The 15059-nt window shown below is 50.1% G+C and carries 14 protein-coding genes; 7 read left to right on the top strand and 7 right to left on the bottom strand.

Features of this window, described 5'->3' with window-relative positions; genetic code table 11:
• Window positions 1-5 precede the first annotated feature (5 nt).
• From ACZ5ZZ_RS06400 to ACZ5ZZ_RS06370, 7 genes are all read right to left on the bottom strand, one after another.
• Complete coding sequence (locus ACZ5ZZ_RS06400; protein ID WP_464134463.1) at window positions 6-506, bottom strand: OmpH/Skp family outer membrane protein; 501 nt, start codon at window positions 504-506, stop codon at window positions 6-8.
• A gap of 231 nt (window positions 507-737) precedes the next feature.
• Window positions 738-3122 (bottom strand): outer membrane protein assembly factor BamA, encoded by a 2385-nt coding sequence (gene bamA / locus ACZ5ZZ_RS06395; protein WP_464141814.1) that lies wholly within the window; start codon window positions 3120-3122, stop codon window positions 738-740.
• Window positions 3123-3512: 390 nt separating this feature from the next.
• Window positions 3513-4196 carry an ABC transporter ATP-binding protein gene (locus tag ACZ5ZZ_RS06390; RefSeq protein ID WP_464117345.1) on the bottom strand — a complete coding sequence of 228 codons (684 nt, stop codon included), beginning with the start codon at window positions 4194-4196 and terminating at the stop codon, window positions 3513-3515.
• On the bottom strand, window positions 4189-5418 hold the full coding sequence (locus ACZ5ZZ_RS06385) for an FtsX-like permease family protein (RefSeq protein WP_464141812.1): 1230 nt from the start codon (window positions 5416-5418) through the stop codon (window positions 4189-4191). The genes ACZ5ZZ_RS06390 and ACZ5ZZ_RS06385 overlap by 8 nt, the downstream gene beginning before the upstream one ends.
• Window positions 5415-6546, bottom strand: a protein-coding gene (gene prfB, locus ACZ5ZZ_RS06380; protein WP_464117347.1) for a peptide chain release factor 2 whose coding sequence is annotated in 2 segments (ribosomal slippage) — window positions 5415-6464 and window positions 6466-6546 — 1131 coding nt in all. Because the reading frame shifts where the segments join, the coding sequence is not laid out codon by codon here. Before prfB ends, ACZ5ZZ_RS06385 begins: the two co-directional genes overlap by 4 nt.
• Window positions 6547-6826: 280 nt before the next feature.
• The gene (ybeY, locus tag ACZ5ZZ_RS06375; protein WP_464117348.1) at window positions 6827-7279 is read right to left on the bottom strand and encodes an rRNA maturation RNase YbeY; all 453 of its coding nucleotides are present in this window, start codon (window positions 7277-7279) and stop codon (window positions 6827-6829) included.
• Between the two features lie 2 nt (window positions 7280-7281).
• Window positions 7282-9696: an HD family phosphohydrolase gene (locus ACZ5ZZ_RS06370; protein ID WP_464117349.1), complete on the bottom strand. Its 2415-nt coding sequence runs from the start codon at window positions 9694-9696 to the stop codon at window positions 7282-7284.
• Window positions 9697-9797: 101 nt separating this feature from the next.
• Between ACZ5ZZ_RS06370 and mazG the strand changes: the two genes are divergently transcribed.
• The 7 genes from mazG to ACZ5ZZ_RS06335 all read left to right on the top strand — a co-directional run bounded on the left by mazG (window position 9798) and on the right by ACZ5ZZ_RS06335 (window position 15059).
• The gene (gene mazG, locus ACZ5ZZ_RS06365; protein WP_464117350.1) at window positions 9798-10616 is read left to right on the top strand and encodes a nucleoside triphosphate pyrophosphohydrolase; all 819 of its coding nucleotides are present in this window, start codon (window positions 9798-9800) and stop codon (window positions 10614-10616) included.
• 108 nt (window positions 10617-10724) lie between these two features.
• Window positions 10725-11264: a transposase gene (locus ACZ5ZZ_RS06360; protein WP_464141809.1), complete on the top strand. Its 540-nt coding sequence runs from the start codon at window positions 10725-10727 to the stop codon at window positions 11262-11264.
• Between the two features lie 333 nt (window positions 11265-11597).
• A complete protein-coding gene (locus tag ACZ5ZZ_RS06355) occupies window positions 11598-12644 on the top strand; it encodes a hypothetical protein (protein WP_464117352.1) in 1047 nt (348 codons plus the stop codon).
• A 12-nt stretch (window positions 12645-12656) separates the two neighbouring features.
• Window positions 12657-13274, top strand: coding sequence for a PilZ domain-containing protein (locus ACZ5ZZ_RS06350; RefSeq protein WP_464141807.1), 618 nt, complete (start codon window positions 12657-12659; stop codon window positions 13272-13274).
• A complete protein-coding gene (locus ACZ5ZZ_RS06345; protein ID WP_464117354.1) occupies window positions 13249-13956 on the top strand; it encodes a MotA/TolQ/ExbB proton channel family protein in 708 nt (235 codons plus the stop codon). The genes ACZ5ZZ_RS06350 and ACZ5ZZ_RS06345 overlap by 26 nt, the downstream gene beginning before the upstream one ends.
• Window positions 13957-14009: 53 nt before the next feature.
• Window positions 14010-14552, top strand: coding sequence for an ExbD/TolR family protein (locus ACZ5ZZ_RS06340; protein ID WP_464117356.1), 543 nt, complete (start codon window positions 14010-14012; stop codon window positions 14550-14552).
• A gap of 3 nt (window positions 14553-14555) precedes the next feature.
• Complete coding sequence (locus ACZ5ZZ_RS06335; RefSeq protein WP_464141805.1) at window positions 14556-15059, top strand: ExbD/TolR family protein; 504 nt, start codon at window positions 14556-14558, stop codon at window positions 15057-15059.

The following is a 15059-nucleotide window of genomic DNA, read 5'->3' as shown; positions in this document are numbered from 1 at the left end:
ATCAACTACTTTTCTTTTTCAAAGGCCTTGATCACTTCTTCTGTCAAATCTGCGTCAGAAGTTGCGTAAAGAACCATTTGCGAGTTTTCGATCACCATAGTGTAGCCTTTATCTTTGGCCAACTTAGCGATCACTTTTTTCATTTTTTCCAGAATCGGAGCCGTCAACTCACGCTCTTTTTTCTGAATTTCGATCTGGCTTTTTCCAACCACATCACGGTACTTCAGCATTTCTTCCTGGAACTCAGCTTGTTTTTTGCCAAGTGCTTCTTCAGAAAGAACAGACTTTTTCTTTTCAAGGTCTTCACCCATCTTTTTCAAGTCAGCTTCTTTTTTCTCAAGTTCTTTTTTCTTTTTATTGAAATCAGACTCAAGCTCCGTTTTTGCTTTCTTACCTGCAGAAGTGGATTGAATCGCTTTTTGCATATCAACGAAACCAATTTTTGCTTCTGCCTGCGCCAAAGATGCCGTCAATAGCATGCTTAGCACGATCAACATTCTTTTCATTCCCAAATCCTCCTTAAAGGTTTTTAAATTTTTTAAGTCCAGCTTACGCGCCTAACGGCGCTTCAGCATCCTGCGCGTGAGCGCGAGTCCAGCTTACGCGCCTACAGGCGCTTCAGCATCCTGCGCGTGAGCGCGAGTCCAGCTTACGCGCCTACAGGCGCTTCAGCATCCGGCTGCCAGCGCTGGTTCAGCTACGCGGGCTAGGCCCGCTGCGCTCTCCGCCTGTCGGCCCTAGAACGACGGGCCGATGGAGAATTCGAAGACGGTGGCGTCGTGGTAGATGGAGTTACGATTCAGTGGGAAGCCCCATTCGAAGCGCAAGACCCCGATTGGAGAGTACCAACGGATACCGAAGCCCACGTCCGCGAAGAATTTATCCTCGGTTAGAAGATCATCTGCCGCACCGACGTCGAAGAATCCAGCTCCCATGATGCCAGCTTCCTTCACCAAAGGGAACTGTAATTCCGTCTGGTACATCGCCTGCTGAACACCACCATAGAAACGCATAGACTGCTCTTTGGCCTTCTCTGGTCCCAAAGAAGGTTCAAGCTCGTCATAGATCATCTTGGACTGTTTCATTTTTCCCACACGGTAGGATCGGTAACCACGTAGTGAGTACGGTCCCCCTAGCAAATACAGCTCACTGAATGGCACTTCCTGGCCTTCCAAAGAGTCGATGCGGGCGTATTGGATGTTATTTCGCCACACTACGTCCCAGAACAGATTCTTGTAGTAGCGGAAGTTCGCCGTTCCGCGAGTGTATTTCAGATCTCCACCCAGACCGGCGTATTCATAAGAACCACTCGTATAAATACCCTTACTTGGCATCTGACGATCGTTGCGTGTGTCATATTCGATACTAGCCGTCAAAGAACTCGTGACGCCAGAGGCCGTTTTCAACGGGAACAAATCCGGATCCGTGATCAACTTGCCGTTTTCGTATTTTTCCTCAAGCTCCGTGTCATCGTACTTGTACTTCAGGAAACCGCGAGTGTACTCAGCGATAGGGTGACCCAAGCGGATCGCGCCCCCGCGGTGATTCTCGTCATAGTCCACACGGCCGGAGTTGGCACTTTGATAGATGTCCGCTCCCAATGACCACAAAGTGTCGCGGAAGTAAGGCTCTGTGAAAGACAAGCTATAGTAACTGCCTGTGTTGCTCAGATTCAGGGACGCACCCAAGTTCTGACCCTTACCCAGGAAGTTGGCCTGATTCACGGACCCCTGCAATGTGAAGCCCTGAGACGTCCCGTACCCGGCCCCCACCTGGATCTGTCCGGTGTTACGCTCTTTCACCGCGATGTCCACATTCATCACTTCAGTGCGCTCTGGATCAATCGACGTCTTAAAGTTCACTTCCTCGAAGAAGCCCAGGCGCTGGATGTTTTCCAAAGACTGACGACGACGGGTTTCATTGTAAAGCTCACCCTCGTGCACCTTCAGCTCACGACGAATGACTTTGTCGCGGGTTTTGGTGTTGCCGATCATATTGATCTTACCGAAGTAAACCTTGTTCCCTTTGTCGAACTCAAACACCAGATCCACACGGCGCTCTTTATCGTTAAAGCGTGTGCGCGGGATCACGTTGGCATAAGCGTATCCAAGATCCCCGTACTTTGCCGTCAACTCGCTGATGTCCTTCTGCAGAACATCGTAGGCAAACACACCGTTGTCGTCGATATTGATCACTTCACGCAGTTCAGACTTCGGGAACAGCAGGTCCCCGGCGAAATCCACGTCACCGACATTGTACTGTTCACCTTCCTCGATACGGATGGCGATATAGATGTTTTTCTTATCCGGAGTCACCGTCACCTGAGGACGATCCACCTTGGCCTGAACATAACCCTGATTCCAGTAAAGGAAACGCAGGATCTGCACGTCACGCTCAAACATTTCTTGTTTGTATTGACCAGAACCACTCAAGCCCGAGAAGAAGCCGCCTTCAGAGGTCAGCATTTTGGATTTCAAGGCGCTGTCACCCAGGTGTTTATTCCCCAGGAAAGTGATCTTTTTAACTTTCACCTTATCGTTTTCACGAACTTTGAAAACCAAACGAACTGTTTCGTCCTTGGTCACTTCCTGAACTTCGTAATCCACCTTCGCCAGGAAGAAACCTTTGTCCTCGTACAGCTTTTGGATTTTTTCGACGGCCTCTTTCACCTTGGCCATATTCAAAAGCTGATAAGCCTTGATCCCGGATGCATCCGCCATGTCTTCTGATTTAACTTCACTGTTGCCTTCGTAAGTGATCTCCACGATGGAAGGCTTTTCCAGAACTTTATACGTCAGCGCGACGTCTTTGCCAGTGACTTGACGACTGACTTCGATGTCGTTGAAGAAACCAAGATTGAACAATGAAAGCACGTCCGCACGAATATGGTCGGCTGAATACTGCTCGCCCACTTTGGTGGTGATCTTTGCAAGAATAGCGTCTTTTTCAATCTTGCGGTTGCCAGAAACTTCAATGGTTTTGACAATCAACCCCGAAGAAGCTTCGGCTGCTGCTTGCACAGGAGCTTTCGCCTTCGTGGTCTTTTTGGCAGGAGCCGCCACAACCGCAGAAGTTAAGAATGTGATTAACAGTGCACAAAGAAGCTTACTCAAAGTTCCCATTCCCCATCATCGGGCCCGGCCCGGATTTTTAAAAATCTATAAGATTTCTAAGTACTTACAATTTCGATGAAGAATCGTAACTTAAGACCAAGGTCCTGTCAAAGCTGCCAGACCGCCACCCGCACTTTTTTAGCCGCAAAGCACAACCCACAAAGCAGCTTCCCCCCTGCAGTCCTTAAAAAAAGACTCGAGCAAAAACCCTGAGTGGCGAGAAGGCTCCAGATGCAAGGCGGAGAAGCTCCCCGCAGCGGAGGCGTGCTCAATGCACGTCGGAGCGAGGAGAGCGCACGACAAGAATAGCAGGAGGCTATTCTTGCGCGTCAGCCCAAAGGGCAAGGGCAGGAGCCCGCAGCACAACGCAGTCAGCTGGGGCCTTATCGACCCTCAGGCTTAGGATTGCCATTGGCCGTCTTTCATTCGATAGACTTTGGGGAATCGTGTCGCAAATGTCAGGTCATGCGTCACAATGACCAGTGCGAGCTTCATTTCTTCCTTTAAGCGGAAGAACAACTCCTGGATCTTCGCGCTGGTATGCGAATCCAAGTTCCCTGTCGGCTCATCCGCAAACAGGATCTTCGGATGCCGCACCAAGGCACGAGCAATGGCCACACGTTGAAGTTCGCCCCCCGAAAGTTGATTCGGGTGGTGATCGCGGCGATCGGCCAACCCCATAAACTCTAGAAGCTGCAAAGCTTTTTCACGCGCAACTTTGATGGACTCACCGCCGACACGGCAAGGAATCATCACATTCTCCAATGCCGTAAATTCCGTCAGAAGATGATGGGACTGAAAAACAAAACCCATCTCGGCATTGCGGAAGCGGGACAGCTCCTCATCATTCATCGCCAGCAGGTCACGACCTTCACAGTACAGCTCGCCCTTATTCGGACGATCCAGGGTGCCCATGATTTGCAACAAGGTGCTTTTCCCGGCGCCGGAAGCGCCCAGAATTGCAAACGCTTCCCCTTGGCGAATATCCAAACTTACACCGCGCAGAATTTCCAGCTCTCCCACACCTTGAGCGTAGGACTTATGAATATCAATGGCGCGCAGAAGAATATTTTCATCACTCACTTCGAAGGCCCTCCACCGGATCCAACTTTGCCCCACGACGAGCTGGCGCAATGGTTGCGATCAAACATACCAGCAGTGTCGCAACGCAAATGGCGATGCTGTCGATAAAACGAATTTGCAGTTTAATGTTTTCCAGACGATACACTTCACCCGAAATCAGATTCAGACTGCTTTGCAGCCATTCAAACAAGTAAGCAATCCCCACCCCAACCAAGAAGCCCAGAATCAGGCCCACAGTGCCCATGAAAAGACCTTGGAAGATGAAAATTTTCTGGATGTCTTTTTGCGACAGCCCCACTGTCTTCAGAATCGCAATGTCCTTGTAACGACGAAGCACATTCATGGAAAGAGTTGCTGACACATTGAACGCCGCCACAATAGTGATCACCAGAACGACAAAGAAGATACCCGGACGTTCGACATTGATGGCTTCAAAAAGGTTTTCATTGGAATCACGCCAGTCCCGCACCCAGTAAGGAGACCCGAGCGTCGCACTTAAATTAAACGCCGCATCTCGAGCATGATCCACATCTTCCATACGCAGAATCAATCCAGAATACCGATCCCCGATGTCAGCCAAGGCTTGCGTCGCATTCAAATCTGCCAGAATAAACCGCTCATTCCAGTCATGTTTTCCCAGATCCAGAATACCTTGGATTTTAAAGGCCCCTACCCGGCGCTGAAACTTGGACGGATCCACCGAGTCCGCGACGGGGACGACCACCCGGAAGGTATCGCCGACTTTTAAATCCATTTTTTGCGCCAGATTTTTACCTAAAAGAGCCAAAGGGATTTCACTGGGCTCGGAAAGATTGTCTGATCCCGACATGATACGGCGTTTGAAATTCAAGACCTGCCCCACTCGATCGGTATCCACACCCTGAATCAGGACACCGGAAATCTGTCCTTTGTGTGCAAGCACGGCTTCGATAAAGACAAAGCGAGAGGAGCTGACCAGCGTGGGTTCGGCCTTGCGGATGCGCTCTTCCAGTTCTTTCCAGTCATCCGGAAAACGCGAACGCTTCACCACCTGGATATGACCAGACACCTCGGCCATCGCCGTTTTCAGCGTGTTTTCAAACCCGCTCATCACCGCCATTGAGGCCACCAGAGCGGCCACCCCGAGCACCAACCCCAAAAGGGCTAACGGAGCTGATCCACCAAACAAAGTCTGGCGGGAAAAAAGCAATCGTGCAGCAATCCAGGGAAGTGAGGACTTCACGAAGGCTGGCCTTCTGCCTGCAGCGTGGACTTCAGATAGGCCATGATAAAGCCATCCAGGTCACCATCCATGACATCATCCACCTGATTGGTTTCAAAGTCCGTGCGATGGTCCTTCACCATCTGATAAGGATGCATCACATAAGAACGAATCTGCGAACCCCATTCGTTGGCTTTCTTCTGAGAGTTCATTGCATCCTTTTCGGCGTTGCGCTTTTCAATCTCCATCTCGTACAAGCGGGCTTTCAACATCTTCAAAGCCTTTTCACGGTTCTGAATCTGTGAGCGCTCTACCTGACAGGTCACAATCACACCCGAAGGAATGTGAGTCATGCGTACGGCCGAATCCGTTCTATTGACGTGCTGTCCACCGGCTCCGCTGGCGCGGAAGGTATCGACTTTCAAATCTTCGGGGCGAACCTCGATATTGATATCGTCGTCCACCTCAGCCCAAGCAAAGACAGAGGCAAAAGACGTATGGCGGCGAGCATTTGAATCAAACGGAGAAATACGCACCAGACGATGAACCCCGGATTCCGCCTTCAGGTAGCCATAGGCATAAGGGCCTTCAATCAAAAGTGTGCAGGACTTGATCCCGGCACCCTCGCCCTCGGTCATCTCAATCACCTGAACTTTGAATCCATGTTTGTCGGCGTAACGCGTGTACATACGCAGCAGCATAGAGGCCCAGTCACAGGACTCTGTCCCGCCGGCACCGGAGTTGATCGACAAATAGGCACTGTTGCTGTCCAACTCGCCATTCAAAACTCGCTTCAACTCCAGATCCTGCCCCAGCTTTTCAAGAGCTATCACTTCTGTTTTAGCCTCAGTGAAACTGCCTTCATCCTGAGCCTCTTCTGCCATTTCCAGCAGAACTTTGGCATCACTCAATCGACCTGCGAATGCGTCGAATTCCCCCACCGCTCTTTCAAGTAGGGTCTTTTCTTTGTTGAGTTTTTGCATTTCAGCAGGTTTTTCCCACAGTGCGGGATTCTCGGCCTGAATGGAGATTTCCTCCAGGCGCTTTTTCTTGCGATCTAAGTCAAAGATACCCCCGAAGCTCCTTGGAGAAGGCTTCGAGAGAGACGATTTTGCTTTTAATTTCAGAGGCTTCAGTAACGATAGACATAGGCCCAGTGTAATCACCAAGCCCAGCCTGTCAAGAAAAACGCCTTCGAGAGAAGGGAGGGGATATCTCTCGAAGGCGGAAGTCAGGGACGACACAGACCCCTATTACAAACTCGATGCCACCCCCACAGCCCTCGACCATTTGCAATATACCCCCACACACCCCGGCACCCTCGCCCCAATTGCCCAAAGCTTCGACAAAACAGTTGCCGCAGAAGGACTCTTTTCGCCCTTCCGAGTGTTTTTTGGGTTTTATAGCAATTTTAAAAGGAGATGAGCCCCTAAAGGGCTGAGATTTTTTTCAAAAGGACCTCGAACGCCGCATCCTGGATGCTGAACATTTCACGAGCGTCTTTTTCATTGGTTTCATGATCGTAGCCCAACAAGTGAAGAACTCCGTGTAACAACATGTACCCCAGCTCCTGTTGATAGGTCAGCCCATGTTCAACGGCCTGGCGTTTTAAGACTTCAGGACACAAAACCAGCTCCCCTAAGGAGGATGGGTCCATCGAATCAAAACTCAGAACGTCCGTAGCGTAGTCCTTGCCCCGGAACTCTTTATTGATCTTTTGCGCCGGTTTTTTATCCAAGAACACCATAGTCAGCTCGCGACGTGCCTGATCAGCCCGCAAAACCTTTCGTTTCTTCAGTTCTGCTGTCAGAAGCTCCATCCAATTCAGAATGAACTTGCGCGGAGCTGCGTGTTTAGACTCGTTAACAATCAGAACTTCCATGATCAACCTTGAGAGGGAGTGGTTTGAGCAACGTCACCCAGACCACCGCCCGCACTGCGTGGATAGTCGATGCGCTGGTGATAGATCCCTAGCAGAATGCGAATAAATGCGGCCTCCACTTTGGAAATATCCTTCAGTGTCAGATTACATTCATCCAACTGGCCGTCAGAGAATTTTCTTTGTGTGATGTTTTTAACGATATTCTGCAAGCGAGTCGGAGTGGGTTCATCCAACGAGCGCGCCGCTGCTTCAATGCTGTCAGCCAGCATACAAAGAGCCGCTTCCCGGAACTGCGGCTTCGGACCCGGATAACGGAAGTCCTGATCGCTGATTTCCGGATCGTCCTCTTTCTTCAGATCCAGGGCCTTGTTGTAGAAATAAGAAATCAACGTCGTTCCGTGGTGCTGCAAAACCCCATCAATGATGGGTTTACCAAGTTTATAAGCCATCCCCATTTCCACGCCGTCTTTGACGTGAGCAATGAGCAGCGTCTTGCTCATAAATGGCGAAATATGATCATGTGGATTGTGGCCGGGCTTCTGGTTTTCGATGAAGTAGTTGGCATGCTCCATCTTCCCGATATCGTGATAGTAGCACATCACCTTACCCAACAGCGGATTTGCTCCGATCTCTTCAGCCGCCGCCTCCACCATGGATCCCACCATCATCGAGTGATGATAGGTTCCCGGAGCCTTGACGATCATTTCTTTCAGCAGTGGATGATTCAGGTTGCTGAGCTCCAAAAGCTTCACATCGGTGGTGTAGTTGAAAACGGATTCCAACAAAGGAACAAACATCATCGCCACCAGGGCCGAGAAGATACCACCAATAAAGCCCGCTGGGATGGACAAAAGAATCTCTTTCACCCCACCCTCTTGATCAAACTTGGTCATGGTCAGGATGAAGGCGATCATGGCAGCGTTGACCAGCCCCGTGCGCACACCGGCAAAGTAAACGTCATTTCGGGTCTTGCAGTTATACACTCCCCGAGCCGCGGCAATGCCCCCCACCAGACTGACGAACATGAAGCTGAAGTTATAGTCGACCATGATCCCCAGGCAGACTGAAAGGAAGGCTGTGAAGAGCCACACGATCTCGCCATAAGTGATCAACAGCCCCACCAGCATCGGACCGGCAGCCACTGGAGCCGCGAACAAGAAGATCGACGGCGGCAGAAAGTGCCCCAGCTTCGAGGCAAATGCAGCATCCGTGATGAACAAATAGATCTTGGTGAAGAAGATGATGCCAAAGGCAATCAACATCATCACAGACACGTCTTTGAATTCGATTTTAACTTTATTGATGGTGAAGCGCTTCAGGTAAGAGAAGAATACCAAGATCGCCACTGAAAGCATCAGCGCCATCGCCAGGGACATGATGTCCTTGCGCTTATCCGCGCGGATGTTTTCGATCTGCTTGATCACCGCCATCTGGAATGGCTGCACGACAGAGCCTTGAGCAATGATATTTTGATTCTTTTTGATAGTGATCGTCACCGGAATCACCGCATCGCGGGCGGCCTGACGACGACTGGCCGTTTCCTGCTTATTCAGGGTCATGTTTGGCACGACCAGGGATCTTGCGAAATACAGAATATTGGCCTGATCACTTTCTGAGAAACGATTCAGATCCTTTTTCAGATCCAACTCAAAGTTTTCCGGCGACTGAAGATCCAGGATTTCCTCGCGCGGAATAGAGAACTCTTTACCCAGGTTGTTTTTATGAACAACCCGACCGAGGACCGCGGACTGGCTGGCTGGGATAAATCGATCCGGCGCTTCTGCCACCTTACGGTCATACCAGTTTTCCAGGTTTCGGATCACGATGGCTTCGATGCGCGGACTGAACTTCAGATCAATCAGCCACTCAAACATGAAGTCAGAAACCCCCACACCCAGTTCTTTTTCGAACTGCTTTTTGTGCTGGAAGAAGTCTTTCACTGCCGCCCGATACTGCGCTGGTGCTGTCGGCCACTTGTTTTCGCGATAATAGGCCCGCATCGTGCGGAAAGAGTGAATCAGATTAACTGAAACCCGCTCAAACACGCTGGTGTCGTAATCATACACGATGGGCACGGAGTACTCGGCCTTAAGGCGTTTCTCCTCGGTGGTGACCTCATCGGTCATTTCAAAGCCCATCGGCGAGACCACGTCAAATTTAGCCACATCACCGACAGTAAAATTGTAAGGAATATCGAACTGATAGAAGATGGTGTAAGACAACAGAACACAGTACAAAAAGATCAAAGCGGCCCGGCGAATGAAGAATCTTTCTTCCATCAGCTGCACGATGCGGCCGAAGAAAGTTTTCTCCAATCCGATGGAATCAACCCAGTCTAAAAACTTAAGACTGTGATCCTCGTAGTTCACACGCGTGGCTGGGCTTTCGCCCTTTTTCTGGTTCTTACCTCGTTGCATATCTGGTTTTTCTACGTTACTCCAAAATGCGAAAATTGTCGAAATCACTATGCATTTGTGCTAGCAATAAAGAGATTCCATCAGAAAGTCGAGGGGTCCCCATGCCACAAGCACCATCCAACTTACGTCATATTGAGTCCTTAGTCGAGATCGTTGCTCATCTGCGCGGACCGGAAGGATGCCCTTGGGATAAGGAACAAACCCACGAAACATTGACTCAATACGCAATCGAGGAAACCCACGAACTCGTCGAAGCCCTCGAGGACCCTCGCCCCGGCCCAGACAAGGACCAAAAAATCAAAGAAGAACTCGGAGATGTCCTCTTCCAAGTGGTTCTCCACACTCAACTTGCCGCCGAACGTGGAGCTTTTACTCTGGAAGATGTGATCGCGGAGATTTCGCAGAAACTTGTCCGCCGACACCCGCACGTTTTTTCTGACACCAAGGTCGCCGGCACCCAAGACGTCATCCGCAATTGGGAAGAGATCAAGAAACAGGAGAAGGCCTCGTCTGCCGCACCTGCGCCCTACTCCCTGAACGTACCACCCTTGCCCGCCCTGCAAAGAGCCTACAAAATCGGCAAACGCACCGAGAAACTGGAGTTTGACTGGAGCTCGGTGGAAGAGGTCATGACCAAGGTAGACGAAGAATACAACGAACTGCACGAAGCCCTAGATGAGGGTTCGGATGCCGAGATCGAACATGAATTGGGCGATGCTCTGTTTTCCCTGGCACAACTAGGACGTCATCTGGAGTTGGATCCAGAACAAGTCCTGCGCAAAGCCAACCTGCGCTTCGAGGAACGCTTCACAAAAATGGTCGAACTCGCCCACTCCGACAACAAAGACTTCAGCACCCTCGCCCTCGAGGAAAAAGAAGCCTACTGGCAAAAAGCCAAATCTCTATTGAAAAAGAAGTAATCCTTCCGGACTTCGGAAACGGAAGCGAACTGCGTCCCCCATCCTTTCCCCGGGGACCCTCGCCCTCTATTTGCTGATGACTTGCTCCAAAACAAAAAAGGAGCATCCATGGCAAAAAGAAAGTCCTACCGACACAACTATCATGACTTCGATGGCACTTCGTACGGCGGGGAACTGTCCCGCGGAAAAAGAAAATCACAAAGACCACTCTGCACGAATTCTCCCATTCACCTGGTTTTAAAGAGCAACAAAGCATTCGGGCGAAGGTCCCTGCTACATCCAAAGAATCGAAGAATGCTGCTGAAGTACACGCGCCGATTTGTTTTCAGGTTTCATGTACGACTTTATAGCTTTGCCAACGTCGGCAATCATATTCATATCGTCATCCGGGTGCCGGATCGCCAAGCCTACGTCAGCTTCATCAGCGCATTGACCGGGACTATTTCAAAGATGATCTTTAAAGCAGCGGGCATGTGGGATCTGCTGCCTTTTACTCGTGTCGCCACTTGGGGGCGAGGGTTCCAGATAGTGAAGAAGTATGTTGAGAGGAATGCTGAGCAAGGGTTGATGGTCGTCGAATCGATTATGAAGCGCGATGTGCGATGGCGCTGTGCCGGACATGAGGGCGTGCTGTGGACATGGTCGTAGCCTCTGGGGCGAGGGTCCCCCAAAAGAGGTGGGGTTAGAGATGGATAGAAGTTTGGCAGTTTGTGGGATCTTCTAATTTCGACGCGTAGTTAGGACCTACAGCGGGCCCCAAAGCCTCACAAAGTGTTGAGAGGTTCGACACAAGAATTTTTTTTTGAAAGTGATTGATTATATAACTTCCTTTGTTTTCAAACACTTAGCATGTCTCACACTGAGACCACTTAAAAATAAAAAAACAAAATCACACAGTTATCGCAAATTTCAGTTTTGTGTCCTTTTAAACGAAACTGAATCCATCAAGTAGCGTGGTGGGGCTCAGGAGGGCATAACCGTATGAGAAAAACAGTGGCAAGCAAAGCAGCAATGATGGCTTCAGCTGTGGCACTAATTGCAGGATGCAGTAAAGGCACAGGTTCCTACTCCCTGCTGGATGATGGCGCTGACTACAAACAGCAGGCCGTCTTCATCCCCAAGCAGATCGACATCCTTTGGGTTATCGACAACTCCGGCTCCATGGCAACTTCCCAAGACAACCTGACTCAAAACTTCGCCTCTTTCATCAGTCGCTTCCAGACCTACAACTATGACTTCCACATGGCCGTCACAACAACCGAGGCCTGGAGAAAACAATTCGATTCCACTTCAACTCTTGCACGCATCAAGGACGGTGCGGGCACCAATCACTCTGGCGTGTTCGTAATGGACAAGAACACTCCAAACCTGTCTGATGTCTTCGCCATCAATGCCAAGCAGGGCATCAATGGCAACGGAGACGAACGCGCCCTTTCCAGCATCAAGGAAACGCTGCTGGATGCGCACAACAACACCCTGGGCTTCCGCCGTCCCGAGGCCTTCCTGGCCGTGATCGTGGTAACAGATGAAGAAGACTTCTCTTCCTCTTCTGCCCAGTTCAGCGAGAGCTATTCCAATCCAAACCTTCACACGGTGCAAAGCTATGTGGACTTCATGGACCAGTATGTGGGTAGCCGCAACTACTCCGTGAACACAATCGCCATTCTCGATGATGCCTGCAAAACATCCCTGAACAACACCTTCACAGAGCGCAAGATCGCCAACCGTCTTATCGAGATGGCCAACCTGACCGGTGGCGTAAAGGCCTCCCTGTGTTCAAACTTCGGCCAATCTCTGGAACTCATCTCTGACTCCATCATCCAGCTTTCCAGCGTCTTTAAACTGAATCGTGAGCCGCAAGAAGACACGATCACAATCACAGTCAACGGAGTTTCTGTGCCTAATGATCCAGTCAACGGATGGACTTACGATGCATCCAATCTGACCATCACCTTCCACGGAAGTTCGGTGCCGGCAGCGGATGCTAACATCACAATCGACTTCTATCCTAAGTCGATCAAACTGTAAAAGGATGTTGTAATGGGTGGGGTACAAACAGCAACTAATCAGCAACAGTGGTATATACTGCGTGGGGAAATGAAATACGGTCCCTACGAGTACAGATCACTGATCACGATGATCCAGAATGGCGAGCTCTATGACTACAACTATGTCTGGGCATCACATCTGGAAAATTGGACCCTGCTGGGCGATCTTCAGGAGTTTTCCAAAGACCGCCTGTGCAGACTGATCGAAACCAAAGACCATTTGGCAGGTTCCTTCAAAGACCGCAAATGCCCGCGCGTGGATCTGGTCATCCCGGTCTACGCCCACAATGATCACAACTTCTTTGACGGCCACACTTTGAGTGTGAGTGAAAACGGGGCCCTGGTTCTGCTGAACGACCCCCTGCTTCTGCCCGGTCAAAAGATCTTACTCAACTTTAGAACATCTGAGGAAAACCCTCAGACCTTCAACGCGCTTTGTGAAGTAATTCGCAAGAACTACTCAAAGCAAAGACTCAACGTAAAATCCGGTTTGCATTACGCTGTTCGTTTCCTCTCAGTGCAAGAAATCGGTATGGCTCAACTAACTAAATGGACACGCGGTGGCGTTTCCAAGGAGGAAACAAATGGCATTCTTAAACTTCATGAATGATTCCGGCTTCGTCGGTTGGTGCATCCTGCTCGTGGGGATCGGTTCATTGGTCCTTGTCGCCGAGCGAGCTAAAGCTCTTTACAAAGACTACGGCATGAACGTCGATGAGTTCATGGGCAAAGTGCAAAACCTGGTTTTGGCCAAGAAGCTGGACGAGGCCCTTTTGCTTTGTGCACAACTTGAAAAGAAGCCCCTTGCTTCCGCCTTCAAAACCATTTTGGAAAAAGCCGACCGTGATGATGATACCATCTTCCAGGCTCACGATATCGCCCTGAGTGAAAATGTGCCTTTGTACACCAAGCGCCTGCACTACCTTTCCATGCTTGCCAACGTGGCAACATTGATGGGTCTTCTGGGTACGATCCACGGTCTGATCCTGTCGTTCCAAGCGGTGGCAACTGCCGATCCCGCACAAAAACAGGCTTTGCTGGCCCACGGTATCTCCGTATCCATGTATACAACAGCATTGGGTCTGGCCGTGGCGATCCCCGCAATGGTGTTCTTCTCGTTCCTGACAGCCCGTCAGAATCAGTTGATTGAAGAAATCTCCGAAAAGACATCCAAACTGACAGAACTTCTGACCAGCGCGCATATCCCGAACCTGACTCGCCAGAATGTGTTCCCTGATCACATTACGGCTCCGACAGTGACTCCTCCGTCTCCAGGTCAAAAGGTCTCTTAACAGAGACCTTTCCCGAAGTGGTGGACCTTATTTAACTAAGGATGGGATAAAACATGAGACGCGCACGCAAGATTAAAGTAGATCATAACAGCGAGTTCGAACTGGATTTGGCTCCGCTGCTGGCCGTGATGGTTAAGTTGGTACCGGTCCTTCTGGTTTCTTCTGCCTTTGTGCAGATGATGGTGATTGAAACTGAACTTCCTCAGGTTGTCAGCGAAGCCATTCAGCGCCAGGAAGACCAGAAAACACCCACAAACGTGGCGTTGGAAGTCGATCCCCAAGCCATTCGCATAGTCGTAACGGAAAAAGGCCAGGAGAAAGTAGAAACCATCGCCATGAAAGATGGTGCCTATGATCTACAGGGGCTGCACAACAAACTGGTCGACATCAAGAAAGCACATCCTGAAGTCTTCAAAATTGAACTCAGTCCCGACGGCAAGGTGCCTTACGATGTCATTGTAAAAATCATGGATGAGGCCCGCCAGGCCCGCGACGCCAAAACCAAGTTCCCGGTCTTTGACACCAAACAAGGCAAGAACGTGGAAACAAACTATATGTTCCCAGAGATTGTCTTTGCGAACACCATGGAGGGCTAACACATGTCACGTCGTCGTAGATACCAACCCGCAACAAAAAAGAACTCCACATTTGGCTTGAATATCACATCCATGACCGACATGTTCACCATCATGCTGGTGTTCCTGCTGCAGAGCTACTCAACATCCGAAGTGCAGCTGAATCCGGATAAAGAGATTCGCCTGCCTTCATCTGCATCAATGACCAACGCCACAGAAGCCATCAAGCTTTCCCTGAGTGGCTCTGCTTTGAAAATGGATGAAACCAAAATAGCCGATGTCAAAAATGCGGATTTCCTGCCTCAGGATCTTGAGGACAAGGACACCAACTTCATCAAGCCCCTGTTCCAGGAACTGGACAGAATTGCGAAGTCTGAGGATCAAAAAGACAAGGCCCACGTAAAAGAAGGACGAATCCTTCTGCAGGCGGACAAGGATCTTCCTTACGCCACTCTGAGAAAAGTCATGTATACGGCATCCATGGCAGGCTTTCCTCAGTTGAAACTTGTTACCATGGTCGGAGAATAA

The organism is Bdellovibrio sp. HM001, assembly GCF_055397275.1.
This window is presented reverse-complemented; position numbering and strand designations above follow the sequence as displayed.

What these genes read in the sequence shown, in the direction of transcription:
- ACZ5ZZ_RS06400 (WP_464134463.1), bottom strand. Translation starts at nt 506, where the DNA reads ATGAAAAGAATGTTGATCGTGCTAAGCATGCTATTGACGGCATCTTTG.
- bamA (WP_464141814.1), bottom strand. Translation starts at nt 3,122, where the DNA reads ATGGGAACTTTGAGTAAGCTTCTTTGTGCACTGTTAATCACATTCTTA.
- ybeY (WP_464117348.1), bottom strand. Translation starts at nt 7,279, where the DNA reads ATGGAAGTTCTGATTGTTAACGAGTCTAAACACGCAGCTCCGCGCAAG.
- ACZ5ZZ_RS06370 (WP_464117349.1), bottom strand. Translation starts at nt 9,696, where the DNA reads ATGCAACGAGGTAAGAACCAGAAAAAGGGCGAAAGCCCAGCCACGCGT.
- mazG (WP_464117350.1), top strand. Translation starts at nt 9,798, where the DNA reads ATGCCACAAGCACCATCCAACTTACGTCATATTGAGTCCTTAGTCGAG.
- ACZ5ZZ_RS06360 (WP_464141809.1), top strand. Translation starts at nt 10,725, where the DNA reads ATGGCAAAAAGAAAGTCCTACCGACACAACTATCATGACTTCGATGGC.
- ACZ5ZZ_RS06355 (WP_464117352.1), top strand. Translation starts at nt 11,598, where the DNA reads ATGAGAAAAACAGTGGCAAGCAAAGCAGCAATGATGGCTTCAGCTGTG.
- ACZ5ZZ_RS06350 (WP_464141807.1), top strand. Translation starts at nt 12,657, where the DNA reads ATGGGTGGGGTACAAACAGCAACTAATCAGCAACAGTGGTATATACTG.
- ACZ5ZZ_RS06345 (WP_464117354.1), top strand. Translation starts at nt 13,249, where the DNA reads ATGGCATTCTTAAACTTCATGAATGATTCCGGCTTCGTCGGTTGGTGC.
- ACZ5ZZ_RS06340 (WP_464117356.1), top strand. Translation starts at nt 14,010, where the DNA reads ATGAGACGCGCACGCAAGATTAAAGTAGATCATAACAGCGAGTTCGAA.
- ACZ5ZZ_RS06335 (WP_464141805.1), top strand. Translation starts at nt 14,556, where the DNA reads ATGTCACGTCGTCGTAGATACCAACCCGCAACAAAAAAGAACTCCACA.